General features: G+C 69.2%; 24 protein-coding genes and 1 tRNA gene. 16 read left to right on the top strand and 9 right to left on the bottom strand.

Annotated elements, in window-relative coordinates:
• Positions 1–60: 60 nt before the first annotated feature.
• Positions 61–927: a hypothetical protein gene (locus tag ACGFI6_RS08380; protein WP_393116306.1), complete on the bottom strand. Its 867-nt coding sequence runs from the start codon at positions 925–927 to the stop codon at positions 61–63.
• A gap of 181 nt (positions 928–1,108) precedes the next feature.
• A complete protein-coding gene (locus tag ACGFI6_RS08375; RefSeq protein ID WP_393116304.1) occupies positions 1,109–3,040 on the bottom strand; it encodes a Xaa-Pro dipeptidyl-peptidase in 1,932 nt (643 codons plus the stop codon).
• A 176-nt stretch (positions 3,041–3,216) separates the two neighbouring features.
• Between ACGFI6_RS08375 and ACGFI6_RS08370 the strand changes: the two genes are divergently transcribed.
• The 3 genes from ACGFI6_RS08370 (at position 3,217) to ACGFI6_RS08360 (ending at position 6,217) form a co-directional block, all read left to right on the top strand.
• Positions 3,217–4,230, top strand: coding sequence for a LacI family DNA-binding transcriptional regulator (locus ACGFI6_RS08370; protein ID WP_393116303.1), 1,014 nt, complete (start codon positions 3,217–3,219; stop codon positions 4,228–4,230).
• A 14-nt stretch (positions 4,231–4,244) separates the two neighbouring features.
• Positions 4,245–5,147, top strand: coding sequence for a 1,4-dihydroxy-2-naphthoyl-CoA synthase (locus tag ACGFI6_RS08365; protein ID WP_393116301.1), 903 nt, complete (start codon positions 4,245–4,247; stop codon positions 5,145–5,147).
• A gap of 104 nt (positions 5,148–5,251) precedes the next feature.
• The gene (locus tag ACGFI6_RS08360; RefSeq protein ID WP_393116299.1) at positions 5,252–6,217 is read left to right on the top strand and encodes a hypothetical protein; all 966 of its coding nucleotides are present in this window, start codon (positions 5,252–5,254) and stop codon (positions 6,215–6,217) included.
• 7 nt (positions 6,218–6,224) lie between these two features.
• Here ACGFI6_RS08360 and upp read toward each other — a convergent pair whose 3' ends face one another.
• A complete protein-coding gene (gene upp, locus ACGFI6_RS08355) occupies positions 6,225–6,866 on the bottom strand; it encodes a uracil phosphoribosyltransferase (protein ID WP_393116297.1) in 642 nt (213 codons plus the stop codon).
• Positions 6,867–6,969: 103 nt separating this feature from the next.
• On the opposite strand from upp, the gene ACGFI6_RS08350 reads away from it, so the two are divergent.
• The 5 genes from ACGFI6_RS08350 (at position 6,970) to ACGFI6_RS08330 (ending at position 9,942) form a co-directional block, all read left to right on the top strand.
• Positions 6,970–7,131 (top strand): hypothetical protein, encoded by a 162-nt coding sequence (locus ACGFI6_RS08350; RefSeq protein ID WP_393116295.1) that lies wholly within the window; start codon positions 6,970–6,972, stop codon positions 7,129–7,131.
• Between the two features lie 143 nt (positions 7,132–7,274).
• Positions 7,275–7,757 (top strand): tRNA adenosine deaminase-associated protein, encoded by a 483-nt coding sequence (locus ACGFI6_RS08345; protein ID WP_393116293.1) that lies wholly within the window; start codon positions 7,275–7,277, stop codon positions 7,755–7,757.
• Between the two features lie 31 nt (positions 7,758–7,788).
• Positions 7,789–8,217, top strand: coding sequence for a nucleoside deaminase (locus tag ACGFI6_RS08340; RefSeq protein ID WP_393118086.1), 429 nt, complete (start codon positions 7,789–7,791; stop codon positions 8,215–8,217).
• A gap of 13 nt (positions 8,218–8,230) precedes the next feature.
• A tRNA-Ser gene (locus ACGFI6_RS08335) sits at positions 8,231–8,321 on the top strand.
• Between the two features lie 106 nt (positions 8,322–8,427).
• Entirely contained in the window at positions 8,428–9,942 is a 1,515-nt protein-coding gene (locus ACGFI6_RS08330; protein WP_393116291.1) for a potassium/proton antiporter, read from the top strand.
• 2 nt (positions 9,943–9,944) lie between these two features.
• On the opposite strand, the gene ACGFI6_RS08325 is transcribed toward ACGFI6_RS08330, so the two are convergent.
• Positions 9,945–10,508 carry a LytR C-terminal domain-containing protein gene (locus ACGFI6_RS08325; protein ID WP_393116289.1) on the bottom strand — a complete coding sequence of 188 codons (564 nt, stop codon included), beginning with the start codon at positions 10,506–10,508 and terminating at the stop codon, positions 9,945–9,947.
• 31 nt (positions 10,509–10,539) lie between these two features.
• Positions 10,540–10,833: a type II toxin-antitoxin system VapB family antitoxin gene (locus ACGFI6_RS08320; protein ID WP_325039430.1), complete on the bottom strand. Its 294-nt coding sequence runs from the start codon at positions 10,831–10,833 to the stop codon at positions 10,540–10,542.
• 190 nt (positions 10,834–11,023) lie between these two features.
• On the opposite strand from ACGFI6_RS08320, the gene ACGFI6_RS08315 reads away from it, so the two are divergent.
• From ACGFI6_RS08315 to ACGFI6_RS08305, 3 genes are all read left to right on the top strand, one after another.
• Positions 11,024–12,571: a helicase HerA-like domain-containing protein gene (locus ACGFI6_RS08315; protein ID WP_393116287.1), complete on the top strand. Its 1,548-nt coding sequence runs from the start codon at positions 11,024–11,026 to the stop codon at positions 12,569–12,571.
• Between the two features lie 76 nt (positions 12,572–12,647).
• Complete coding sequence (locus ACGFI6_RS08310) at positions 12,648–13,979, top strand: diguanylate cyclase (protein ID WP_393116285.1); 1,332 nt, start codon at positions 12,648–12,650, stop codon at positions 13,977–13,979.
• Between the two features lie 21 nt (positions 13,980–14,000).
• Complete coding sequence (locus ACGFI6_RS08305; protein ID WP_393116283.1) at positions 14,001–14,525, top strand: SigE family RNA polymerase sigma factor; 525 nt, start codon at positions 14,001–14,003, stop codon at positions 14,523–14,525.
• Between the two features lie 1,443 nt (positions 14,526–15,968).
• Here the strand turns inward: ACGFI6_RS08305 and ACGFI6_RS08300 are convergent.
• The gene (locus ACGFI6_RS08300) at positions 15,969–17,183 is read right to left on the bottom strand and encodes a hypothetical protein (RefSeq protein WP_393116281.1); all 1,215 of its coding nucleotides are present in this window, start codon (positions 17,181–17,183) and stop codon (positions 15,969–15,971) included.
• A gap of 169 nt (positions 17,184–17,352) precedes the next feature.
• Here ACGFI6_RS08300 and ACGFI6_RS08295 point away from each other — a divergent pair, with 169 nt between their 5' ends.
• Positions 17,353–17,868, top strand: coding sequence for a SigE family RNA polymerase sigma factor (locus tag ACGFI6_RS08295; RefSeq protein ID WP_393116279.1), 516 nt, complete (start codon positions 17,353–17,355; stop codon positions 17,866–17,868).
• On the top strand, positions 17,868–18,911 hold the full coding sequence (locus ACGFI6_RS08290; RefSeq protein WP_393116277.1) for a hypothetical protein: 1,044 nt from the start codon (positions 17,868–17,870) through the stop codon (positions 18,909–18,911). The genes ACGFI6_RS08295 and ACGFI6_RS08290 overlap by 1 nt, the downstream gene beginning before the upstream one ends.
• Positions 18,912–18,949: 38 nt before the next feature.
• Here ACGFI6_RS08290 and ACGFI6_RS08285 read toward each other — a convergent pair whose 3' ends face one another.
• Both ACGFI6_RS08285 and ACGFI6_RS08280 read right to left on the bottom strand, forming a co-directional pair.
• Entirely contained in the window at positions 18,950–19,453 is a 504-nt protein-coding gene (locus ACGFI6_RS08285; RefSeq protein WP_393116275.1) for a DinB family protein, read from the bottom strand.
• Positions 19,453–20,244, bottom strand: coding sequence for a helix-turn-helix domain-containing protein (locus ACGFI6_RS08280; RefSeq protein WP_393116273.1), 792 nt, complete (start codon positions 20,242–20,244; stop codon positions 19,453–19,455). Before ACGFI6_RS08280 ends, ACGFI6_RS08285 begins: the two co-directional genes overlap by 1 nt.
• 123 nt (positions 20,245–20,367) lie before the next feature.
• Between ACGFI6_RS08280 and ACGFI6_RS08275 the strand changes: the two genes are divergently transcribed.
• The 3 genes from ACGFI6_RS08275 (at position 20,368) to ACGFI6_RS08265 (ending at position 23,008) form a co-directional block, all read left to right on the top strand.
• A complete protein-coding gene (locus ACGFI6_RS08275; protein WP_393116271.1) occupies positions 20,368–20,730 on the top strand; it encodes a nuclear transport factor 2 family protein in 363 nt (120 codons plus the stop codon).
• 79 nt (positions 20,731–20,809) lie between these two features.
• Positions 20,810–22,228: an alpha/beta hydrolase gene (locus ACGFI6_RS08270; RefSeq protein ID WP_393116269.1), complete on the top strand. Its 1,419-nt coding sequence runs from the start codon at positions 20,810–20,812 to the stop codon at positions 22,226–22,228.
• A 42-nt stretch (positions 22,229–22,270) separates the two neighbouring features.
• Positions 22,271–23,008 carry a phytanoyl-CoA dioxygenase family protein gene (locus ACGFI6_RS08265; RefSeq protein WP_393116267.1) on the top strand — a complete coding sequence of 246 codons (738 nt, stop codon included), beginning with the start codon at positions 22,271–22,273 and terminating at the stop codon, positions 23,006–23,008.
• On the opposite strand, the gene ACGFI6_RS08260 is transcribed toward ACGFI6_RS08265, so the two are convergent.
• Positions 22,989–23,846 (bottom strand): aminoglycoside phosphotransferase family protein, encoded by an 858-nt coding sequence (locus ACGFI6_RS08260; RefSeq protein WP_393116265.1) that lies wholly within the window; start codon positions 23,844–23,846, stop codon positions 22,989–22,991. The two genes, ACGFI6_RS08265 and ACGFI6_RS08260, sit on opposite strands and share 20 nt — an antisense overlap.
• Positions 23,847–23,850 lie beyond the last annotated feature (4 nt).

Here is a 23,850-nt window from a genome sequence, read left to right as displayed (position 1 = left end):
ACCGAAATCGACGACTCGGCGGTGGGGGTCGAACCAATCGCCACGAGTCGGTGGTGAGTGTCAGGCGGCGAGGCGGCGGTGGCGGAGATGGTGCAGGTCCTCGGCGATGCGGGCTACGACTGTTTGGGGGACTTGAAGAAGGTCGTGGGAGGTGATGACGCGGACCAGCCACCCTTCGCGTTCGAGGTTCTCGCGGCGACGGATGTCCTGGCGCCATTGGCGTGCATCCACGAGATGGTGCTTGCCGTCGTACTCGATCGCGTGCTTGATGTCGGGGTAGGCCAGATCAGGTTTCGCCACCCAGCCGCCGGCGGAATCAGTCACGACGTAGCCGACCACCGGTTCGGGGAGTCCAGCGAGGACCAGGAGAAGGCGCAAGCGGGTCTCCATCGGCGAGTCCACGCCGCTCCTCACCAGTCCGGCTGCCTGACGGGCGCGCCGAACGTGGCGGATGCCGAGCGCGGAGGTCGTCAGGTCGATCAGGTGCGCCGGTTGCGTGTACGTATGACGTACCAAGGAATCGCCCGCGGTGACCAGCTCAGTGAGGTCGCAGTACGGCGCGAGATCCAGGAATGTGCGCTCGGGCGACGTGAGGGGCAAGCCGGCCCGCAGGACGAGGTCGAGGTGCTGCACCTCGTGGACGCGGAGGCCGTCCACTCTGGGCAGGACCTGATGCGGGTCGCGCTGAACGGTCACATGGACGTCGCGGTCACCCGCTCGAACGTCGTCGGTCCACAGGCTCAATGCGGTGTGGTGACTGACGGCCGCACCCGGCGTCAGCAGCAACCCGGCCTCGGCCAGCAACTGTGGTGTGACGGCGGCCTGCGCCTCGGCGTACACCGGTCCCAGCACCCGCTGGTACCGCGGGCCGCGCAACACGCCACGCGAGATCCCCGCCTCGCGCGCCTGCGCCACTGTCAACAACACCCGCTCATTGTCCCAATTTCCCCACCCGCACGATCTGGCTTATCCACAGGCCCGCCCACTCGTGGCGATTGGCTGCAACCCGGATTCGTGAGTCGTGGATTCGGGCTCTCGAAACCGGCGTGTCGTCAGCCGAAATCCACGACTCGGCGGAGAGGGAGCGGGGGCGGAGTGGGGCGGGGGGTTAGTTTTTTGGGTCGTGGAGGTTGGGGCGGTGGGTGGGGGTGGTGATTTGGACTTTGATTTGGGGTTGGGTTTGGGGGGCGGTCAGGTGGCCGCCGGTGACGGGGATGTTCAGGTGGCTTTGGGCGGTGTCGATCGTGATGGTGGCGCCGGTGTCGTTGGGGGTGGTCCACTCGGTGTCGGAGAGGGTGATGGCCAGGCCTACTACGCGGCCCTTGGGGATGATCTGGTCCTGGGCGCGGAGGGGGACGGTGAGGGTGGTCCACTGGCCGGGGGTGAGTGGGGTCGGCTTCGAGAGGGACTTGCTGTGCGCGGCGTCGATCCAGCCGCGGCTGACGATGCCGTGATCGCTTTGCGTGGTGAGCTTCTTGACGGTGTAGTAGCAGCTGTCGTCGTAGTCCGTGCTCGACCCTTCACAGGTGCTTTCGCCGGTACGCTGGACGCCGGAGTACCGCGCCGCGTCGCCGTACTCGACGAGGCGTGCTGTGATCGGGGTCGTCGTCGAGTCGGACTGCAGGCGCAGCGTGACCGACGGCGTACCGCTGATCCGCAGTGGGGCGGTCAGTGGCGCGGACAGGAACATCTGCCGCCCGGCGATCACCTCGGTCGGATCCGCGACGATGTCGTCCTCGCTGAGATCCGGGTCGTCGGTCACCGTGACCGTACCCTTGCCTGCGGCCCCTAGTTTGCCGGCCGCGAGCGGCACCGGCATCGGGCGGTTCACGGCCGGCCAGGTGCGGTAGTTGCGCCACACGTCCGGCGTCGTCTCGACCGACACCATCGGCTGCTTCATCACGCCGTTCTGCAGACCCTGCAGCCAATAGTCGAACCACTGGTGCAGCTCGTCCACCCACTCGTCGCGCCGGAACTCGAACGGATCCACGTGGTCCTCGAGCCCGAGCCACAGCTTGCGCGGCACGTTGTTGCGGGACAGCGCCGACCACCACTGCGAGAAGTGGTTCGTCTGTACGTTGTAGTCGCTCAGCCCGTGCGTCATGAAGACCGACGCCTTCACCTTCGACGCGTTCTTGGTGTAGTCGCGCTCGGCCCAGAACGCCGTGTAGTCGCCGGTCTCGTCGTCGTCGTTGTCACCGAGCTCGCCGCGTACTTCCTCGCAGGCTGGGCTGTCGTGGCCGACGTACCCACCGAGCCAGGGCATGTAGTCGTCCGAGTACGGCACGCCGCCCGAGCGGGTGTAGTCGTACCAGGAGGAGATCGCCGAGATCGGGACGATCGTCTTCAGGCCCTTCACCCCGGTCGCGGCAACGCCGTTCGCGAGCGTTCCGTCGTACGACTTGCCGATCATGCCGACCGCACCGGTGGTCCAGGACGCCGATACCTTCCGCCCGTCGGCGGTGTGGGCGGTGTTACGCCCGTTCAGCCAGTCGATCACATCGACGACGGACTGGATCTCGTCCTTGCCGCCGACGTCACCACAGCCGGTGGAGCGACCGGTGCCGAGAATGTCCACGCCGACCATCGCGTACCCGCGCGGCACGAAGTAGTTGTCGTAGAACAGCGGCATCTTCTGGATCGCGCCGTCGGCGTCGTAGGTCTTCTTCTCGTTCTCGTTGCCGCGGCCGCAGCAGGAGTAGTACGGCGAGGCGTCCATGATGACGGGGATCTTCACGCCGGCGAGGGCGGTCTCGCTCGGGCGGACGATGTCGACCGCGATCACGTCGTCCTGGCCGTCGGAGTCGGTGTCCATCGTGGTGTCGACGTACACCGACTCGCGGACCGCGTTCGCGTAGTCGTAGACCGGCTGGGTGCTCTTGGTGCGCGCGTCGACGTGCTGCGGCACACTGGGAGCTGCCGGGGCCGGCGTTCCGGTTGCGTCCGGAATCGGGGCAGCGACTGCCGGACCGGTGAGGGTCGTCAGGCTGAGCACGGCGGACGAGACCAGGATCGTCACCCTGGCGCGGACGGTCCTCATGGCTGGGAAGGCTAGTCACTCCCGCGCCGCAACGCCAGGTTCTGCCGAGATTGGCAGCGACCTGCCCGATACTCAGCGTGAGACAGCGCGAGGCAGCGTCATATTTCGGGCCGGTTCGGTAGGGTGACCGCCACCGCCCCCGGGGGGACGCAAGGAAGGGCCAGAAAGGGTACGCCATGAATCTGCGAGCACCGGTGACATTGCTGGACGTGGCGCAGCGTGCGGGTGTGTCGGTCGCGACCGCCTCCCGCGTGCTGAACGGCGGGGACCGCGTTCCCCGTCCGGAGCTGCAGGAACGGGTCAAGGCCGCGGCCGACGAGCTCGGCTACACGCCGAACGCGCAGGCCCAGGCGCTGGCCAAGTCGTCGACCAACGTGGTCGGCATCCTGGTGCACGACATCGAGGATCCGTACTTCGCCGCGATCGCGAACGGCGTGATGCGGGCCGCGGACGAGCGGCACCTGCTGGTGATGATGGCCAGTACGTTCCGCGACTCCGACCGCGAGATCGCCTACCTGTCGTCGTTGCGGGCGCAGCGGGCGCGGGCCGCGGTGATGATCGGCAGCCGCCGTACCGACGCCGAGAGTCTCGCGCGGACGGCCACCGAGGTGGACAGTTTCCTGAGTTCTGGCGCAGGTCTCGCGCTCGTCAGCCAGTCCGGGATGCCGGCCCACACCGTGGAGCCGGACAACCGTTCCGGCTCGGCGGACCTGGCCCGTGAGCTCCTCGAGCTCGGCTACCGGAAGTTCGGCGTACTGGGCGGACCGGAGAGCCTTGCGACCGCGCGCGATCGGCGCGACGGGTTCGTCGCCGGGCTTGCGGAGGCAGGGCTGCAGCCGGTCGCGGTCGAGGCCGGTGACTTCACCCGTGACGGTGGGTACGCCGCCGCGGAGCGGCTGCTGGAGCGCCGGACTGACGTCGACTGTGTGTTCGCGGTCAACGACGTGATGGCCGTCGGCGCGATGTCCGCGCTGCGGGCGCGTGGCGTCGACGTACCGGCGGAGCTCGGCGTGGCCGGGTTCGACGACATCGCGACGCTGCGGGACGTCTGGCCGGGGCTGACGACCGTACGGCTGCCGCTGGAGCAGATGGGCCGGCGGGCGCTGGAGCTGGCGATCGAAGGCGGCGCGCCGACGACCGAGACGTTCAAGGCCGAGGTAGTACTGCGGGAGAGCACCGCCCGGCGCTGAAATATGCTCGCGGGGTGACTGTCTCCGAGATCTTCGACCCGTCGGCCTGGAAGCAGGTCGACGGCTTCGAGCTGACCGACATCACCTATCACCGCGCGGTCGACGCCGGTGTGGTGCGGATCGCGTTCAACCGGCCGGAGGTACGCAACGCGTTCCGGCCGCAGACCGTCGACGAGCTGTACCGGGTGCTCGACCATGCGCGGATGTCGTCCGACGTCGGCTGCGTGCTGCTGACCGGCAACGGGCCGTCACCGAAGGACGGCGGCTGGGCGTTCTGCTCGGGCGGCGACCAGCGGATCCGCGGCAAGGACGGTTACAAGTACGCCGAGGGTACGACCGCGGACAGCATCGACCCGGCGCGCGCGGGGCGGCTGCACATCCTCGAGGTCCAGCGGCTGATCCGCTTCATGTCGAAGGTCGTGATCTGCGTCGTCCCTGGGTGGGCCGCGGGTGGTGGGCACAGTCTGCACGTGGTCGCGGACCTTACGCTGGCGTCGGCGGAGCACGCGCGGTTCAAGCAGACCGATGCGGACGTGGCGTCGTTCGACGGCGGGTTCGGCTCGGCGTACCTGGCGCGGCAGGTCGGGCAGAAGTTCGCGCGGGAGATTTTCTTCCTCGGCGACGAGTACTCCGCCGAGGACGCGTACCGGATGGGCATGGTGAACAAGGTCGTCCCGCACGCGGAGCTCGAGGCGACGGCACTCGAGTGGGGCAAGAAGATCTGCGCCAAGTCACCGACCGCGCAGCGGATGCTGAAGTACGCGTTCAACCTGATCGACGACGGTCTGGTCGGGCAGCAGTTGTTCGCGGGCGAAGCGACCCGGCTCGCGTACGGCACCGACGAGGCCGCCGAAGGACGCGACTCGTTCCTCGAGAAGCGCCCCGCCGACTGGTCCCCGTACCCGTACGCCTTCTAGGGCGAGTGCCCACGCTCGTTCTTAACACTCATCTCTGGGGTTTTCTCAAAAAAGTTCGCGGGAAGTGCTGACAGTTCGCGGTAAGTCGCTTACGGTCGGGCGTTATGACCAAGATCTCCCGTCGTGGGTTGCTTGCTGGTGCCGGCGCGATGGCTGTCGCGGGGAGCGTGGGGTGGCCGGCCTCGGCCGACGCCTGTGTGCTGCCGCCGTCGCCGCGGTTCGTGCTGGACGGTCCGGGTGGGGAGGTGTTTCGGAGCAAGCCGTTGGCGAATGTGACGGTGATGCAGTCGATTGCCTTCGACAACTTCAATCAGCGGCTGTTCGCGGGGCAGTTGCGGGCCGGATCGCCCAGCAGCAGTGGGGATCTGACGCTGACCCAGCTGACACCGGCCGGTGACGTCGTCGGGCACATGTACCTGAGCGGCTTCGGGCACGCGGTGTCGATCGGGGCCGAGGCGGTCGGGCGTACGACGTACCTGTGGACCGAGACCGACGTGGACACGACGAACGCCCGCGGCCGGCAGGTGGCACGGTTCCGCTGGCAGGACGGTGCGACGCTGACGAAGGACTCGCCGGGGCTGCGGAGCTGGAAGCCGGTCGCGGACGGGGCCCTGTTCACACCGTCGGTGGACCAGCAGCACGGCCGGATCGGGATCCGGCACACGCAGGCCGACGGGTTCCACATCAACGTGTACTCACTGGCCGCCGCGCGCGCCGGGAACTTCTCGCGGGTGCTCGCCTCGTTCAAACAGCCGGCGATGACGGAGGGCATCGACTTCCAGGGCTGGACGCTGTACGGCTCGTACGTCTACCTCTGGGAGGGGGAGGCGTACGCCGGCGCGTCCGACCCCGCACTCGCCACGTCGAAGCTGTGGACGTACGACCTGAACAAGGGCGAGGTCGTCGAGGCCGTGAAGATCGTGGACGGCGCCGACCTGGTGTACCGGGAGGCCGAGGGCATCGGCGTACAGATCTCTCGCTCCGGGCGGCCGCGGCTCTGCTTCGGCTTCGCGTCGGGCGTCACCGGCGACCGCCGGGCCAACCTGTTCTACCGCGACACCCTGAGCTGACCTGAAGCTATTGGGCGACGCCGTACAGCCGGTCTCCGGCGTCGCCCAGGCCAGGAACGATGTAGCCCTTCTCGTTCAGGTGAGAGTCCATGCCGGCGATGACCAGGTTGCACGGCACGCCGAGGTCGGTCAGCTCGCGCTCCACGCGCTCGACGCCTTCCGGGGCCGCGAGCAAGCAGATCGCGGTGATGTGGTCGGCGCCGCGGTCGACGAGGAACTGGACCGCGGCGGCCAGCGTGCCGCCGGTGGCCAGCATCGGGTCGAGGACGTAGCACTGCCTCCCGGACAGGTCCTCCGGGAGGCGTTCGGCGTACGTCGACGCGGTCAGCGTCTCCTCGTTGCGCACCATGCCGAGGAACCCGACCTCCGCCGTCGGCAGCAGCCGGGTCATGCCCTCGAGCATGCCCAGACCGGCTCGCAGGATCGGTACGACGAGCGGCTTCGGCGCGGCGAGCTTGACGCCCTGCGCCTCCGCGACAGGGGTCTGAACCGTGACCGGACCGGTCCGCACGTCCCGGGTCGCCTCGTAGGCGAGCAGCGTGACGAGCTCCTCGGTCAGCCGGCGGAACGTGGGTGAGTCCGTCTGCTCGTCGCGCAGCGCGGTGAGCTTGTGGGCGACGAGCGGGTGGTCCACGACGAGGATCTGCATAAGGCCGAACGGTACCGTCGGCGATTCGGCGCGGGGAAGCGCGCTCGCTGAGACACTGGGAACTGCACCGGATTCTGCCCTGTTCGCCCGCCGGGGAGTGCCGATGGCCGAGAAGACCCCTGAGCAGCTGGAACGCCTGCGCCGCCGCGCCGCCTTCCTGCGCGAGCGCGACGAGGTCCGGGCCCTCCGCGACCGGATCGCCCCGCGCCGCGCCCGCGTCCGCCAGCTGCGGGAAGCCATGCGCCGCGCCACCTATCACCACTGAGCTTGAACCGCCACGCAGGCAGAACCCCCGAAATTCGCCCGATTTCCCTCGAATTCCGGGGTTCTGCCTGCCTGGGCGACCGTTCTCGGATCTGATACCGCAACGAGATCGCCCGGACGGCACGAGTCTGCGACGATGAGCCGGTGTCCGATACCGCTACCGACCTGGATGTTGCGGTCGCTGCCTACACCGAGGACGGGAACTGGATCGTCACGCCGCTGGTGCTGCGTGGTGAGCTCGATCTGTCCACGCTGGTCTCCGCGCTCCGCCGGTACCCGGGTGAGACGGGCGTGCTCGGGATGGTCGCCGTCGACGAGGACTTCTTCGTCCTGGTCCGGGTGCTCGGCGGTCGGGCCCGGCTGCTGATCTCGGACGTGACCGCGGCGACCGAGTGGCCGCTGGCCCGGCAGGTCGTGGACGAGCTCGACATCCCGCTGGCCGATGACGACGACGAGCAGGTACCGGCCGGTGACCTCGCGATCATCGCCGACCTGGGGATGTCCGCGATGGACCTCGGTGCGCTCTGCGACGACGTCGACCTTTATCCGGAGGAGATGCTCGAGGAGATCGCCGACGCGCTCGGGTTCGGCAACCAGTTCCACGACGCCGTCGAAGCCGTTGGCTAGTCCGCTGCTGCGGCGCGAATGGTCCCGGCTGATGGCGCTCGCCCTCGAGGAGGGTGAACGGGCGCTGCCCGACGTACCGATCGGTGCGCTGGTCGTGGACGAGGACGGCACGATCATCGGGCGCGGTCACAACGAGCGCGAGGCGATCGGCGATCCGACCGCGCACGCCGAGGTGCTGGCGATCCGGGAGGCGGCCAAGCACGTCGGCGAGTGGCGGCTGACCGGATGCACACTCGTGGTGACGCTGGAGCCGTGCACGATGTGCGCCGGGGCGATCGTGCTGTCCCGGCTGGAGCGGCTGATCTTCGCGGCGTACGACGAGAAGGCCGGCGCGGTCGGCTCCCTGTGGGACGTCGTCCGGGACCGCCGGCTGAACCATCGGCCCGAAGTGGTGGGCGGTGTGATGGCCGACGTGGCGGGTGCCCGGCTGCGCGATTTCTTCATCGGCCACAGACCTTGATATTGTCCTCGGCGGTGGCGTGTCCGAGCGGCCGAAGGAGCGCGCCTCGAAAGCGCGTGACGGGCAACCCCCGTCCGAGGGTTCAAATCCCTCCGCCACCGCCAACCACCCTCACCGGTGGCAGAGAAGCCGGAGACCCTGATGCTGTGTGATGCGTCAGGGTTTTCGTTTCTCTGGACCTGACTCGGGACGCTCGACGAGAGGGCCCCTATGGATGTTGCGGAGCTCGACCAGATCCTGCTCGCGGGGGCGGCGATCCTGCTGGTCGCTGTGCTGGCCATCCGGTTGTCGGCCCGGATCGGGCTCCCGTCGCTGCTGATCTACCTCGGCATGGGGCTGCTGCTCGGTGAATCGGGTCCCGGCCACATCCACTTCGAGAACGCCCAACTGGCGCACGCGCTCGGGTTCGCCGCGCTCGTGGTGATTCTGACCGAGGGCGGTCTCACCACCCGCTGGAACGAAGTACGCCCGGTGATGCCGCTCGGGTTGATGCTGGCGACGGTCGGTGTCGCGATCAGCGTCGGCGTGGTCGCCTGCGTGGCCCACTTCGTGCTCGGGCTGAGCTGGCAGCTTTCCGTGCTGCTCGGGGCGGTGACGTCCCCGACGGACGCGGCGGCCGTGTTCTCCGTACTGCGAAAGGTGCCGATCCGGCCGCGCCTGCGGGGCGCGCTGGAGGCCGAGTCCGGTCTGAACGACGCTCCGACCGTGTTGCTGGTCACACTTGTCAGCACCGGCGAGGTCGGCGAGAAGGGCCTGCTGTCGTTCACCGGCCTGGTGCTGTACGAGTTGGTCGTCGGCGCGATCTTCGGGTTGCTCATCGGGTGGGTGAGCGTCGGCCTGATCCGGCGGATGGCGCTCGGGTCGGCGGGCCTCTATCCGCTGGCGGTGCTCTCGGTCGCCTTCATCTCGTACGCCGGGGGCTCCGTGCTGCTGCACGTCTCCGGCTTCGCGGCCGTGTACGTGACGTCGCTGGTGCTCGGGCGGGCGGAGTTGCCGCACCGGATCGCGACGCGCTCGTTCGTCGACGGGATCGCCTGGCTGGCGCAGATCGGGCTGTTCGTGATGCTCGGACTGCTGGCGTCGCCCGGGCAGTTCGAGCTCAACGACGTACTGGTGGCGCTGGTGATCGGGATCGCGGTGACGGTCGTCGGCCGGTTCGCGTCGGTGGCGGTCTCGGCGGCGCCGTTCCGGTTGCCGTGGGCCGAGCGGACGTTCATCTCGTGGGCCGGCCTGCGCGGCGCCGTACCGATCGTGCTGGCAACCATCCCGCTCGCGGAGGGGGTGCCGCAGGCGGACCGGATCTTCGACGTGGTGTTCGTGCTGGTGCTGCTGTTCACGCTGCTGCAGGGGCCGTCGCTGCCCTGGCTCGCCAAGCGGCTGAACGTGCTCGACGAGAACGCGGCGCACGAGGTGGACATCGACGTCGCCCCGCTGGAGTCGCTCGGCGCGGACATGCTGCAGGTGCACGTACCGAGTGAGTCGCGGCTGGCCGGGGTCGAGATCGGCGAGCTCCGGCTGCCGCCGGGGGTGTCGGTCTCGCTGGTGATCCGCGGCGAGCAGGCGTTCGTGCCCGATCGGCGGACCGTCCTGCGGGCCGCCGATTCGCTACTGATCGTCGCGCCGAGCCCGGTTCGCGAGCAGACCGTACGCCGGCTGCGCGCCGTGTCCCGCGCCGGCCGCCTGGCCGGCTGGTTCGGCGAACGCGGCCGCGAACAGACCGACTAGTACTAGTTGGGGTTCTGGCCGGAGGGGACCGGTTGTGGGGTCGGGACGACCGGGAGGCAGGCCGTGGTGCCGGCCGCGACCGCGACCGACGGGATGCCCTTGAGCTTCACCGAGCCGAAGCCGGCGCCGATGACCAGGTCGACGCTGTGGTCGGTGCGGCCGTCGGCGATCATCTGGGCCTTCTGGTTCAGCTGACCGGCGACCAGGAGCATCTCGGGCGCGTTCGCGGCAGCACCTCGGAGCGCGACCACGTCGGTCTTGTCGCCCTTCGGCTCGTTCGCGATCTTGTCGATGTTGAAGCCGCGCTTCTTCAGAGCGTCCGCCACCCGGCCGGCCGAGCCCGCACGGGCGCCACCGTTGTAGACGTTCAGGACGACCTGCTTCGGGACCAGGCGGTTGTTGGTCAGCTTCTGCTCGGTGCAGGTCTGTTCGGCGCTGGAACTCATCAGAGACTTCCAGCCCCACCAGCCGCCCCCGGCCAGGATCGCCAGCAGGATCACCATCGTGATCGGCGTACGCCACCGGATCCGCGAGTGCGGACGCGGTTGCGGATGAATTGCTGTCATTTGCTCCACCCCCCGTGAGCGGCAGCCATCGTCAGTCCACTACCAGTACCCGTGCATGCAGGACCTGACGCTGCTGCAGCGCCGCGCGCAGTGCGCGGTGCAACCCGTCCTCCAGGTAGAGGTCGCCCTTCCACTCCACGACGTGCGCGAACAGGTCGCCGTAGAAGGTCGAGTCCTCGTCCAGCAAAGCGGTCAGATCCAGAGTGCCCTTCGTCGTGACGAGCTCGTCCAGCCGCACCTGCCGTGGAGGCAGCGCAGACCAGTCCTTGGGTCGCAGCCCATGGTCCGGGTACGGCCGATCGTCCCCGACGCGCTTGAAGATCACCCCCCGGAGTCTAGCGGGGACTCAGGTCTCACGAGGAGACCATGAACCGCACCGGAACGGTCCACTGACCGATTTCGATCTTTCGGAGGAGCGGCACGGGCCGATCACGGCCGTATCGGGGTGCCGGGGACTAGCATTCGAGCGGTATTGCACCGCTCGAGTTCAGGTAACCGGGGAAAGGTACGTCGAGATGGCCGAGAAAGCCGACGTCGTGGAGACCGTCAAGCAGGGGTACGCGTTCGAGGGGGCGGCACTCGAACTGGGTGCGCTGCTCGTCGACGGTGAGCCGAAACCGGAGGCGGCGGTCCGGATCCCGATGGGGATGATGAACCGGCACGGCCTGGTCGCGGGTGCCACCGGTACCGGTAAGACGAAGACCCTGCAGCTGATGGCCGAGCAGCTGTCGGCGGCCGGGGTCGCGGTGTTCGCGGCCGACGTGAAGGGCGACCTGTCCGGGATCTCGCAGCCCGGTGCGGGCGGCGACAAGCTGCTGGCCCGGACGAAGGCGATCGGCCAGGAGTGGACGGCGACCGGCTTCCCGACCGAGTTCTACGCGCTCGGCGGCCAGGGTACGGGCATCCCGATCCGCGCCACGATCACGTCGTTCGGACCCGTACTGCTGTCCAAGGTGCTCGGGCTGAACGACGTCCAGGAGTCCTCGCTCGGGCTGATCTTCCACTACGCCGACAAGGCCGGGCTGACGCTGCTCGACCTGAAGGACCTCCGTTCGGTCATCCAGCACCTCACCTCGGACGAGGGCAAGGACGACCTGAAGGAGCTCGGCGGCCTGTCCGCGGCCACCGCGGGCGTGATCCTGCGGGCGTTGATCGGGTTCGCGGACCAGGGGGCCGAGGCGTTCTTCGGCGAGCCCGAGTTCGACACCGCGGACCTGCTGCAGCAGCGCGACGGCAAGGGCGTCATCTCGCTGCTCGAGCTGCCGAACCTGCAGGACCGGCCGGCACTGTTCTCGACGTTCCTGATGTGGCTGCTCGCCGACCTGTTCCACGACCTGCCCGAGGTCGGCGACGTCGACAAGCCGAAGCTGGTGTTCTTCTTCGACGAGGCGCACCTGCTGTTCAACGATGCCTCGAAGGCGTTCCTGGACTCGATCGCGCAGACCGTCCGGCTGATCCGGTCGAAGGGCGTCGGCGTGTTCTTCGTGACCCAGACGCCGAAGGACGTACCGGACGACGTGCTCGCCCAGCTCGGCTCCCGGGTGCAGCACCAGCTGCGCGCCCACACCCCGAACGACGCGAAGGCGCTGAAGGCGACGGTGTCGACGTTCCCGAGCTCGTCGTACGACCTTGGTGAGGTGCTGACCCAGCTCGGGATCGGCGAGGCGATCGTCACCGTGATGAACGAGAAGGGCGCCCCGACCCCGGTCGCGTGGACCCGGCTGCGCGCGCCGCTGTCGCTGATGGCGCCGGCCACCGCCGAGCAGATGACGGCGACGGTGCAGGCCTCGCCGAACAACGCGAAGTACTCGCAGACCGTCGACCGCGAGTCGGCGTACGAGATCCTCGCGGCCAAGGTGCAGGCCGGTGCTCAGCAGGCCGAGGCCGAGCAGCAGCAGGAGGAGCAGGCCAAGCAGCAGCAGGAGGCGCCGCGGCCGCGTTCGCAGAAGCAGGAGAAGTCGATGGTCGAGCAGGTAATGGGGTCGTCGGCGTTCAAGCAGTTCGCCCGGACGGCCGGGCGGGAGATCGTCCGCGGCCTGTTCGGCGCCGCCCGCCGGCGCTGACTTGTCCAAACCTTGACCTCGTGCCGCGCCGTCGCGGATTGGGACCAGACGCTTACTCGTCGTACCGTGTGAGGTGATGGTTGCACAGAGTAGGCAGGCGATGCGGTCCTGGGCGCTCTGGACCCTGACGGTCCCGGCGTTCCTGGTTGTCGTGCTCGTCGACCTCGGCGCCATCGGTTACGGCGTGCACGCGTTCACCGAGCGCCTCGACTGGCGCGGGCTGGACGTCGTCTTCGCGCTCACCGTCTCGGCGCTGATCTCGGTCGAGGGCGCGCGCCGGGTGGAGAGCCGGCGGCGGCGCGGCGGCGCGCTGCACAAGGACCTCGCCCCGGCCTGGATGATCGCCGCGGCCGTCATCCTGCATCCGGCGCTCGCGATCCTGGTCGCCGTACTGTTGCGGATCTGGTGGCGGATCCGGGCCGGCAAGTGCATCCCGTACCGCTGGGCCTTCTCCACCGCGGTCCATGTCCTCGCGGTCGGCGCCGCACACGCGGTCTTCGTCTCGGCGCGGGAGCTGGCCGGTGACGGTGGCCTCGGCCTGGTCGTCTCGATGGCCGGCGGCGCCTTCGCGTACGTCGTCACTGACACCCTGCTCTGCGGGCTCGCGATCTCGCTGATCATCCCGGGCAGCTCCCGCCGGGACACGATCGGCGGCCTGGACGACCTGTGTACCGACGCGACCGCCGCCACCCTCGGGTGCCTGCTCGCGGCGGCCTGCCTGATCACGCCGTGGTTCGCGTTCGTCGCGATCCCGATCACGCTCACCGCACAGCGCGCGCTGCTGCTCGGCCAGTTGGAGACCGAGGCGCAGACCGACCCGAAGACGAGCCTGACCCGGGTCGACTGGTGGCGCCGCCGGACCGAGCAGATGCTCCGTACCGCGCGCAACCAGCACGAATCGGTCGCCGTGCTGCTGATCGACATCGACCACTTCAAGTTGGTCAACGACCGGCACGGCCACCTGGTCGGCGACGAGGCGCTGCGCGCGGTCGCGACGATCCTGCGCAGTGCGATCCGGGCGAAGGACGCGATCGGCCGCTTCGGCGGCGAGGAGTTCGTGATCGCGCTGCCGGACACCGGCATCGACGAGGCGACCGTGACCGCCGACCGGCTCCGGATCGCGGTCGCCAACAGCCCGCTGGCCGCGATGTGCGCCGGCGTACTGGACGACCCCGACCTCGATCCGGACACCTTCCAGCTGACCGTCAGCATCGGCGTCGCCGGGTACCCGAACGACGGGGCGAGCGTCGACGACCTGCTGCTCCGCGCCGACCGCGCGATGTACGCCGCGAAGGCCGCCGGCCGGAACCGGGTCCGCCTGGCCGCCGACACGGTCGAGCTGCACCGGCTGACACAAATTTCCGAACCCGCAGAACCTTTGGCTCCCGCACCGCGTCCTGTGAGGTGAGGACGGCAGGACGGAGCACGCATGGCGGTAGCGGGGAGTCGTGACGACGACTTCACGGCATTCGTGCTGGCCAGATCCGCGCGGTTGGTGCACTTCGCGCGGATGCTGTGCGGTGATGCCGGGCTCGCCGAGGACCTGGTGCAGACCGCCTTGGAGAAGGCGTACCTGCGCTGGGACCGGATCGAGCTGGCAGATCCGTTCGCGTACGTCCGGCAGGCGGTGGTCAACCAGCACCTGTCGTGGCTGCGCCGGCGACTGTGGCGTGAACGTCCGAGCGGCGACGCGGCCGAGATCGACCTGCTCCTCGAGGCGGAGGCCGATCCGAGCAGTGGCGTCCAGCGCCGGGTCGCGATGGGAGCCGCGCTCGCCACGCTGAGCCGGCGCGAGCGAGCCGTCGTCGTACTGCGCTACGTCGAAGACCTCACCGAGCGCGAAACCGCAGCAGTCCTGGGCGTCGCGGTCGGAACAGTAAAGAGCGCCAACGCGCGAGCCCTGGACAAACTCCGGGCTGCGCCGGAGTTGAGTGGTGTGGGGGGAGGGGCATGAGCGACAAGGGTGGGACCTTTGCCGAGGAGGAGCTTCGGGGTGCGTTGGCGGCGGACGACTCGATTGCGCCGCTCGACCCGGCTCGGGTGATCGCGGGAGCACGGCGCCGGCGGAGTCGGGGTCGCGCGGGGATGGCTGCGGCGTCGGTCGCGGTGGCCGGGGTGGTCGTGCTGGCGGGGGTCCTCGGTGGCGCACGCGACGGCGTACCGCAGCCTGCGAATCCGGGACCGGTGGCGCCGGCTGGTCCGGTGAGTCCGACGCCGGTACGCCCGGTGCCAAGCACACCGATGCCGCGCACCCCAACGCCAACCGTGCTACCGACCGCGCCGCCCAGTGTGCCGCGCACGGGACCGCCTACTGGGTCTCCGACAAGCCCGCGTTCGGGGCGGACCTCTGTGCCGCCTTCGGGTTCGCGGACGGTGCCGACCACGGCTCCAATCTCGACACCCACCGCACGGCCGACCGTCGGACCAACCCCTGGCGCAACCCTCGAACCGCCCACCAGCACCCCGAACGCAACCTCCCCGGCGATACCTCCAGCAACCCGCGGCGATCGCCTGACCTCCCGCGCCCCGACCCCCTCGACGTTGACTTCCACGCCGTAGGTGGAGAGCTCGGCACGATTCGGGCAGAACCATTTTGCTGCCCAGGTGCGTCCTTCAGCCCGACCGAACATCGAACAGGTGCGGAGGGCAACAAATGAACGACGTAGGCCGGAAGCGGATGATGCGAGTGCTGCTGGGCGGACTCGCCGCCGCGGCGGTCGTCGGCGTGGCAGTCGCCGGTACGGCGGTGGCACGCAACAGCGGAACAGACGACATCGCAGCAGTCCAGGGCGGTCCCGCCGCGTCCACCCCGTCCCCGGGCAACCCGGCAACCCCAACCCAGGCCGGCACTCCGACTCGGGCCGCCACCCCAACCCCGGCTGACCCCCCGGCACCCACCGCTTCCCCAAGCTCCCGCCCCGTCCCCCCAACCTGCCCGCCCACCCGCACGCCAAGAGTCGCGCCGACAGTTCCGCCCACCAAAACCCCAGGCCCACGGTCAACCCCAACCCAGCCGTCGACCGGCCGCCGCGCCGCGACCCCGGTCCCGAATGAGCCGCCGACCGTCGCGCCGACCCGCAGCCGTGCCGCGACGCCTGTTCCGAGTGAGCCGCCGACTGCGACTCCGACTGCGCGGTCGCCGCGGGCTGTCCCGAGTTCGGACTGTTCGGGGAAGCCAACTGTTCCTTCGCGGCGTACGCCGACTGTCTCGCCGTCAGCGGTGCCGACCCGGACGCCAGGCTCGCGACCCACCCCGGCCCAGGTGCCGACGGCGTTCCCGGCCGGCAAGTAGAACGCGGTACGCCCACGCAGGCAGAACCCCCTGAATCGGAGCCGGAAATCGGTTGCCGAGAGGGTTGTGCCTGCGTGGCGGTACAGCCGGCGCGGATGGTGCGGTTCAGCAGGCGGAGAACGTGCCGGCGTTGACCCAGGCCTTGGCCACGTACATGCCGGCGTTGACCCGGAGCCAGAGGTTGCTGGTGCCCTGGGAGCCGGTGACGTTCTCGCCAGGCGTCTGGCATTCGACGGTGACCTGTGCGGACTTGCCGGCCATCCCGACGACGGCGCCGGTCGAGTTCGGGGCGTTGCGGACGTTCAGGTAGCCGGATGAGATGGAGACGGTGCCGCGGCCGCCGTCGCCGGTCCACAGGTACGTGACGTCGACCCACGAGTTGTCGGCGAGCTTCAGCGCGTCCCAGAAGACGCCGTCCGCCAGGTCGATCCCCGCCGGGTTCGCGACGGTCCGGCCGAACTGGTCCTTCTTGCCGTTGTAGCCGTCCTGGTACGCCGCCTGCGCCTCGGGCTTGCCCTGCGGCAGGTCCTTCCACATCTCGCGGGTCGCGCTCGGGTTCCAGTAGTCGTCCTTGGTGTTCCACGGGCCGACGTCCCACACCGGCTCGAACGCACAGCGCGACGCGGTGCAGACCTTCACGGAGTACGTCCCGGATCCGCTGCCTGACAGTCCGCGTCGCGACGGCAGCGCGACGAAGTGGTCGCGACTGACGATCACGTGGCCGTTGGCGGTCGTGCCGCCGACCAGACCTTCGCGGGTCGCGAAGACGTGCGACTTGAGCGGCGCGGCCTGGATCGCCATCCGTGGCGCGGCCGCCTTGTCGGTCGGCTGTACGGTCACGTCGCCGACCCACGGGCTCGCGCCCGTCGGTGGTGCGAGCACGATGATCCGCACCTGGACCTGGTCGCTCGCAGCCGGCAATGCAGTCGGCGTACCGGCCTTGGCTGCTGTCCATTCGGACCACTTGCCGTTCGTCCAGGACCGTACGTCGACCTCGGCCGACGAACCGTCAGGCGTGCCGGCGGTGTACTCGACCACGACGGCGGACGTGGCCGCGGCGAACCGGACCGGGGTGAGCTCCGCGAGACCGGAGCGCTGCTTGACCTCGGCCGAACCGACCGCGGCCGGGGCATCGCCGAGGACGATCCGGCTGCCGTCGACCTCGACGTTGCTGGATCCGGCGACCGGTTGGGCGGCGACGGCGACCGGGTCCGGTACGGCGGCGGTGCTGGGCAACGTTGCGCTGGGCAAGGTCGCGGTAAAGAACGTTGCGGTCGCGGCCAGACAGGCGGCGAGCGCGCGGGCACGGGTGATACGCATGGGCGGAAACCTCCGGGGCGGTGAAGGTGTGTGCACACCCAATGTGACTCATGAACATCACCTCTGGCTAGATCGTCAATAAATTTCCTCCAAGGAGTTGGTGACGAAACAGAACCCGATCGGTCGGTCACCGGGTTTGGACCGGTGTGACAGAGGCTGAGGAGAATCGATGACCCGGACCGCGGACGCCGACTTCGAGCGCTTCGTTCAGGCGCAGTCGACCGTTTTGCTCCGCTTCGCGGAGATGCTGTGCGGCGATCGGCACAACGCCGAGGACCTGGTGCAGCAGGCGTTGATGCGGTCCTACCCGAAGTGGCACCGGCTGGAGGGCGACCCGATGCGGTACGTCCGGCGGGTGCTCGTCAACCGATTCCTCAGCCAGGCCCGCCGGCGCTGGAACAACGAAGTACCCAGTGATCCGGTGCACAACGATTGGGACCAGCGAGCGGTGGCGGACTTCGCCGGGGCGGTTCAGACCAGGGAGGCCGTGCTCTCGGCCCTCCACGGTCTGACCGTCCGGGAGAGAGCCGTGGTCGCGCTGCGCTACTCGCAGGATCTCTCCGAGGCCGAGACCGCCGACCTGCTCGGCATGGCGCCCGGGACCGTGAAGAGCACGGCCTCCCGCGCGCTGGCCAAGTTGCGGCTGGCACCCGACCTGATCGACAGCGGAGTTGGAGGAAACTGATGAGTGACGAGCAGCGGGTACGAGACGCTCTCACGTACGAGATGGAGCCGTGGCAGCCGGACGCCGGCGACCTGATGCGGCGCGGCAAGCGGCTGAGCTTGCTGCGCCGGGGACTGGCCGCGGCGGGTGTCACCGCGCTGGCCGGAACGGTTGCGACGGTGGCCGCGGCGGTCGGCGGACCGGCTCCGGTGAAGAACCTGATCGCCGGTGGTGGGAAGCCGCCGGTACCGGCGGTGGTTCCGACCGAGACCCCGAAGGTTCCGTCGGTCGACCCGACGTGTCTGCCGGAGAAGCCGCAGCTGCCGAAGGTGACGGTGTCGGTCAACAAGACCGTCGACCCGAACACCCCGCCGTCGCTGCCGGCCAAGCCGAAGCTCCCGACGACCAAGCCGACGCTCCCGAGCAAGCCGACGCTTCCCGGGAAGCCGAACCTCCCGACCACGAAGCCGACGCTGCCTGGAAAGCCGACGGTCCCCACGACCAAGCCCACCTGGCCGACCACCAAGCCGTCCCTGCCGAGCAAGCCGACAGTGCCGGCAGTGCCGACGACCAAGCCGACGCTCCCAAGCAAGCCGACGCTCCCGAGCAAGCCGACGCTGCCGAGCAAGCCGACGCTGCCGAGCAAGCCGACCCTTCCGAACGGGAAGGTGACGCTTCCGGGCAAGCCGACGCTGCCGACCAGCAAGCCGAGCCTGCCGACCACGGTTCCGTCCGCGAAGCCGGCCGTGCCCGCGCTGCCGGACTGCGTGCACGGCGTACCCACCGACAAGCCGTCCGCACCGAACCCGAGCCTGCCGACGCTGCCCGCGGTTCCGGGCAAACCGACCGGCAAGCCCTCGATGCCGACGCCGGCCCTGCCGACGGTCACGGTCTCCGGCAAGGTCGAGGTGACGGTCGACCCCGGCAAACAGTCGACTCCGCAGCTCCCGTCGACGAAGCCCACGCTGCCGGCCAAGCCTCCGCTCCCGACCGGAAAGCCCAGCTTCCCGACGTCGAGCGTGCCGACGGCGTTCCCGACCGGTCACCCCTCCTCAGACCGGTAGGGATCCCCACCACCGGCGAGTAGGTCAACCCTGCAGACCTACTCGCCGGTGGCACCATCTGCGAGCTCGCGGGCCACGTCCAGGTGGCCCGCGTGCCGTGCGTACTCCTGCAGTACGTGGAAGAGGATCCAGTTCAGCGTCGGGCGATCGTCCGGCGCGAACCGTCCGCCGGCCGCGCCGCGGGTCGCCGGATCCACCCCCGGAACGACCTGGTTGGCGAATTCACCACCCGCGTGCAGCTGCGCCAGCAGACCGTCGAGCGTGTCGTCCGGCGTGAGTGTCCAGGGGCCGTCCGGGTTGTCCGCCGAGTCGCCCCACGGGTGCTCGACCTGTTCGGCGGTGAATCCCCAGCGCAGCCAGCGGCGCTCCATGAAGACGAGATGCTTCAGCAGCTCCAGCGGTGTCCACCCCGACGGCAGTCGGCTGGTACGCAGCTCGGCGTCGCTCAGCCCGGTCAGCTTCTTCTCGATGATGCCGCGATAGTGGTCGAGGTACCGCAGCAGCAGTTCGATCGGGTCGCCGACGTCGCGCGGCTCGGTCATCACAGACTCCTCAGGTACGCGGCGGTCGCGTCGTCGGCCGGGTAGAACGACTCGATTATCAGCTCCGACACAGTGACGTCGAGCGGCGTACCGAACGTGGCGATCATCGTGAGCATCGACAGCCGGTGCCCGTCGTGGACGAGTTCGAACGGTACGACTACCTCGGCTTGACCTGGTTGGCTCGGCCGGTCGTTGGCGGCGTACTCGCGGAGCTCGTCGTACAGGTCCTGCAGCTCTGGATCCGCCGTGCTGGCGACCTGGCGCTGCAGGCTCGCGAGCGCGGTGGCGCGGACGTCCGCGAGGTTGCCGATCCGGCGCGCCAGGCCGTCCGGGTGCAGGGTCAGCCGGAGCGCGTTGATCGGTGCCTGGAGCAACTGTTCGTCGATGCCCTCGGTGAAGATGCCGATCCCGGCGTTCGCCTCGACGATGTTCCACCAGCGGTCGACGACGAAGGCCGGGTACGGTTCGTGGGCCTTCAGCAACCGGCGCAGCGTCGTACGGACCGCGAGCATCGCCGGCGAGTGCAGCGACGACTCGCTGTAGATCGGCGCGAACCCGCCGGCGAGCAGCAGCTGGTTGCGATCCCGGAGCGGTACGTCGAGATGCTCGGCCAGCCGCAACACCATCTCGCGACTGGGCTTCGAGCGCCCGGTCTCCACGAAACTCACGTGCCGCGTGGACACCTCGACCCGGTTCGCCAGCTCGAGCTGACTGAGCCGCCGGCGCTCCCGCCAGCCGCGCAGAAGCTCACCCACCGGGCGCTGGAACGTCTCCTCGACCGTCGCTGCCATGCTCCGACCGTAGCGGGTGACCCCGGCGTGACATAGACAGCGCCATTACCTCGGACGTCATCGACGGTACGCCGGCCTCGGCGGCAAGGTTCTGGTCAACACCAACGAACCGAGGAGAACACCATGAACGCCACCGCTCTCGCCGACCAGTACTTCGCGCTGTGGAACGCGGCCGACGCGGACCGCCGAGCCGAGCTGATCTCGGGCAGCTGGACCGCGGACGCCACCTTCCAGGACCCGAGCTTCGAGGCGAACGGCCACGACGAGCTCAACAAGCTGATCGGCGCCGCACAGCAGCTGTTCCCGGGACTGTCGTTCGTCCGGACCGGTGACATCGACGAGCACCACGGCTACCTGCGCTGGACCTGGCACCTGCAGGCCGACGGGCAGGAGCCGGTCGCCGGCGGTACCGACATCGTCGTACTGGACGCCGACGGCAAGATCCAGAAGCTGATCGGCTTCCACGACTTCGCACCGGCGCACTGAGGCATCCGCCCACGGTCTGATCCGCAAACCGCCGATCGGCGGATGTGGGTCGACGCCCGCGCAGCCTACGTTGGCGGGCATGTGGAAATCGTTGACAGCGGCATCGATCGCAGGGGCCGTGCTGGCGGCCGCCGTCCCGGTGGGTACGGCGGCCGCCGCGGGATCCCTGGACTGGAAGGCCTGCAAACCCGGCGCGGTCGAGCAGTGCGCGACGCTGACCGTACCGCTGGACTGGTCGAAGCCGTCCGGTCCGACGACGACCGTCTTCGTCGCGAAGGTGCCGGCGAAGGACCAGAAGCACAAGCTCGGCGCGTTGTTCTTCAACCCCGGTGGGCCGGGCGGCGCCGGCGGATCGATCTTCGCCGCGGGGCTGGCGGACGCGGTGCTCCCGCAGTTCCGCGACCGGTACGACCTGGTCAGCTTCGATCCGCGCGGGACCGGGAGCAGCAGTCAGCTCAACTGCGGCCCGGTGCTGCGTCCGGGCGTACCGGTCTTCCCGAAGTCCAAGGTCCAGTACGACGCGCTGGTGGCGTCGAGCCGCGCGACCGGTGAGCAGTGCCTGAAGCAGCACGGCGACCTGATGCGGAACCTGGACACCAGGACCGTCGCGCACGACATGGACGCGATCCGCGCGGCGCTCGGCGAGCGGAAGTTCAACTACATCGGGCTCTCGTACGGGTCGTACCTCGGCACGCTGTACGCACAGCAGTTCCCGCAGCGCGTCGGCCGGATGGTGCTCGACGGCATCGTCGACCACAAGCAGGGCTCGCTCAAGTTCATGCTCGACGAGGCGAAGGTCATGGAGGAGGGCTTCAACCGCTTCGCCGCGTGGTGCGACCAGACCACGACGTGCGCGTTGCACAGGCAGGACGTCGGAAAGGTCTGGGACGCCACCGTACGCAAGGCCGACAAGACTCCGCTCACTGGACCGAACGGCCCGGTGAACGGCGACGTACTGCGGATGGCGCTGCCCGCTCTGCTGCCGCTGACCTCGATGGTGTCGGACAACTGGCCGGTCCTCGCGTCCGCATTGGCGAAGGCGGCGAAGGGCGACGGGTCCGACTTCGCGAACATCAGCTACGTCGGCGATCTCGAGACGGCGTACGCGGCCGTGTCCTGCATGGACCTGCCGGGCGAGCTGCACGGGTACGCCGACGCGCGGGCACGGATGGCGCTCGCGAAGGCGGTCGCGCCGCGGGTCGGTGCGGCGGTCGAGGGCTGGGCGATCACGGCTGCGTGCGCGGGCTGGCCGATCCCGCCGAGCAACCCGTGGCAGGCGACACCGGTGCACGGTACGGCGCCGATCCTGATCACCTCCACGCTGCACGACCCGTCGACCCCGGTCGCGAACGCGCGCAGTCTGGCGCGGCAGATCGACAACAGCCGGCTGCTGACGGCCGGCACGTACGGGCACACGGCGTACTTCAACTCGGCCTGTGCACGCGACCGGATCACCGACTACCTGCTCGACGGAAAGCTCCCGGCTCAGCGCTGTTAATTCGGTGGAGACGCGGTGGTGGGCGGGCGCAGGATGGAACGCATGCTCACCACCGAGGAGCTGGAAGCCTTCGAACGGGACGGGATCGTGAAGATCCCGTCCGCGTTCTCCGCCGACGATGCCGCCGGGATGCGGGACGTGCTCTGGCGAGAGCTGTCCGAGCGGCACGGGATGGATCGCGACGACCGGTCGACGTGGACCGTACCGAGGCCGACCGGCCTGAAGACCACGAAGTTCGATCGCCGCGCGCACGCGATCCTCGGCCCCCGGGTGCGGTCCGCGCTCGACGGGCTGCTCGGCGAGTGGATCGAGCCGAAGCACGAGGGCCAGGTGCTCGTCACCATGCCGGAAGGTGTTCCGTGGGTGGTGCCGCATCGGCAGTGGCACACCGACGTCGGCTTCGAGCAGCCTCCCAACGCAGTGAAGATCTGGGCGTTCTACGACGAGGTCGGGCCGGGCGGTGGCGGTACGCCGCAGGTCGCCGGCTCGCACCGGGTGTTCGAGCGGTTCCTGACCACGACGGACGAGCGGGAGTTCAAGGCGGTCCGCGACCAGTTGCTGCGGTCCGATCCGTGGTTCCGGAACCTGACGTCGGAGCAGCGTACGGCCGACCCGATGGAGCCGGCCGATCTCGACGGACTACCGGTTCGCGTGGTCGAGCTCACCGGTCAGGCCGGCGACGTCTACCTGACACATCCGTGGATCCTGCACTCGATCGCGCCGAACGCGGCCGACGTACCGCGGATGATGCGCAGCCGGTTCATCTACAAAGCGCAGTGATCAGGCGCGCGCACCGTACCGGATCCTCGGTCAGCCCGACGCCCAGTCCGTACAGCCAGTAGTCGACGGTCCGCCAGAGCACCCAGTCCCGCGCCCGGTCTCGATCGAGCTCCGCCTCCCGGACGGCAAGATCGAAGTACCGGACGATGTCGTCCATCTTGTCCAGGTCCCACCACAGCACCCGGCCGAGGTCGTACTCGATGTCGCCGCGGAACAGTACGGGATCGACGGTCAGCCATTCCTCTCGTTGCCCGGCGAGCACCTGACCGGCGTGGAAGTCGCCGTTGACCGCGAGCGTGGAGGTGGTCTCGGACGGCGCGACGTCGAGCGCCTCGCGCAGGATCGCCGCGTCGAACGGACGGCCGAGGCGTTCCCACTGCGGCTCCAGCTCGACGGATCGGGTCGTGACGATGTCCGCGGTCGAGCGCGCTTCGTCCGGTGCTGGTACGGCGAGGCGGCGCATCAGTCGGCCGAGTACGGCGACGGCCTCGTCGATCGGGCGGCTCGTCAGCGGCGTGGACAACCGTTCCAGCAGCATCGCGCCGGCGTCGACGTCCGCGTCGTACAGCTGGGCCATGCCCCGACCTGCCCACCACTTGAGCGCCCAGACCTGTTCGGCAACCTCCGTACCGGGCGGCGACATTCGCAGTACGAACTCCTCGGCGCCACGCGTTACCGGTACGACAACCGCGTTCGACCCGTGTGAAACCGCTCCCACGATGGTCAGATCCCAGACCCCGCACTGCCGCTCCACCGCCGCCGGTAGCTCCCGCAACCAGTCGCCCCCCTCCGTCCACCACCGCGGCATCCGCAAGAACGACTCCGGCAAACTGATCATCCCG

Source organism: Kribbella sp. NPDC048928, from assembly GCF_043197975.1.
Classification (GTDB): domain Bacteria; phylum Actinomycetota; class Actinomycetes; order Propionibacteriales; family Kribbellaceae; genus Kribbella.
The sequence above is the reverse complement of the archived record's forward strand: the minus strand, read 5'-3'. Positions and strand labels throughout refer to the sequence as shown.

Bases quoted from the DNA above. Each gene is read 5' to 3' on its own strand.
- upp (WP_393116297.1), bottom strand. From the start codon at position 6,866: ATGCAGATCCTCGTCGTGGACCACCCGCTCGTCGCCCACAAGCTCACC.
- ACGFI6_RS08360 (WP_393116299.1), top strand. From the start codon at position 5,252: ATGACCAAGATCTCCCGTCGTGGGTTGCTTGCTGGTGCCGGCGCGATG.
- ACGFI6_RS08305 (WP_393116283.1), top strand. From the start codon at position 14,001: ATGGCGGTAGCGGGGAGTCGTGACGACGACTTCACGGCATTCGTGCTG.
- ACGFI6_RS08285 (WP_393116275.1), bottom strand. From the start codon at position 19,453: ATGACCGAGCCGCGCGACGTCGGCGACCCGATCGAACTGCTGCTGCGG.
- ACGFI6_RS08370 (WP_393116303.1), top strand. From the start codon at position 3,217: ATGAATCTGCGAGCACCGGTGACATTGCTGGACGTGGCGCAGCGTGCG.
- ACGFI6_RS08280 (WP_393116273.1), bottom strand. From the start codon at position 20,244: ATGGCAGCGACGGTCGAGGAGACGTTCCAGCGCCCGGTGGGTGAGCTT.
- ACGFI6_RS08375 (WP_393116304.1), bottom strand. From the start codon at position 3,040: ATGAGGACCGTCCGCGCCAGGGTGACGATCCTGGTCTCGTCCGCCGTG.
- ACGFI6_RS08310 (WP_393116285.1), top strand. From the start codon at position 12,648: ATGGTTGCACAGAGTAGGCAGGCGATGCGGTCCTGGGCGCTCTGGACC.
- ACGFI6_RS08260 (WP_393116265.1), bottom strand. From the start codon at position 23,846: ATGATCAGTTTGCCGGAGTCGTTCTTGCGGATGCCGCGGTGGTGGACG.
- ACGFI6_RS08275 (WP_393116271.1), top strand. From the start codon at position 20,368: ATGAACGCCACCGCTCTCGCCGACCAGTACTTCGCGCTGTGGAACGCG.
- ACGFI6_RS08295 (WP_393116279.1), top strand. From the start codon at position 17,353: ATGACCCGGACCGCGGACGCCGACTTCGAGCGCTTCGTTCAGGCGCAG.
- ACGFI6_RS08290 (WP_393116277.1), top strand. From the start codon at position 17,868: ATGAGTGACGAGCAGCGGGTACGAGACGCTCTCACGTACGAGATGGAG.
- ACGFI6_RS08270 (WP_393116269.1), top strand. From the start codon at position 20,810: ATGTGGAAATCGTTGACAGCGGCATCGATCGCAGGGGCCGTGCTGGCG.
- ACGFI6_RS08325 (WP_393116289.1), bottom strand. From the start codon at position 10,508: ATGACAGCAATTCATCCGCAACCGCGTCCGCACTCGCGGATCCGGTGG.
- ACGFI6_RS08300 (WP_393116281.1), bottom strand. From the start codon at position 17,183: ATGCGTATCACCCGTGCCCGCGCGCTCGCCGCCTGTCTGGCCGCGACC.
- ACGFI6_RS08315 (WP_393116287.1), top strand. From the start codon at position 11,024: ATGGCCGAGAAAGCCGACGTCGTGGAGACCGTCAAGCAGGGGTACGCG.
- ACGFI6_RS08265 (WP_393116267.1), top strand. From the start codon at position 22,271: ATGCTCACCACCGAGGAGCTGGAAGCCTTCGAACGGGACGGGATCGTG.
- ACGFI6_RS08350 (WP_393116295.1), top strand. From the start codon at position 6,970: ATGGCCGAGAAGACCCCTGAGCAGCTGGAACGCCTGCGCCGCCGCGCC.
- ACGFI6_RS08330 (WP_393116291.1), top strand. From the start codon at position 8,428: ATGGATGTTGCGGAGCTCGACCAGATCCTGCTCGCGGGGGCGGCGATC.
- ACGFI6_RS08340 (WP_393118086.1), top strand. From the start codon at position 7,789: ATGGCGCTCGCCCTCGAGGAGGGTGAACGGGCGCTGCCCGACGTACCG.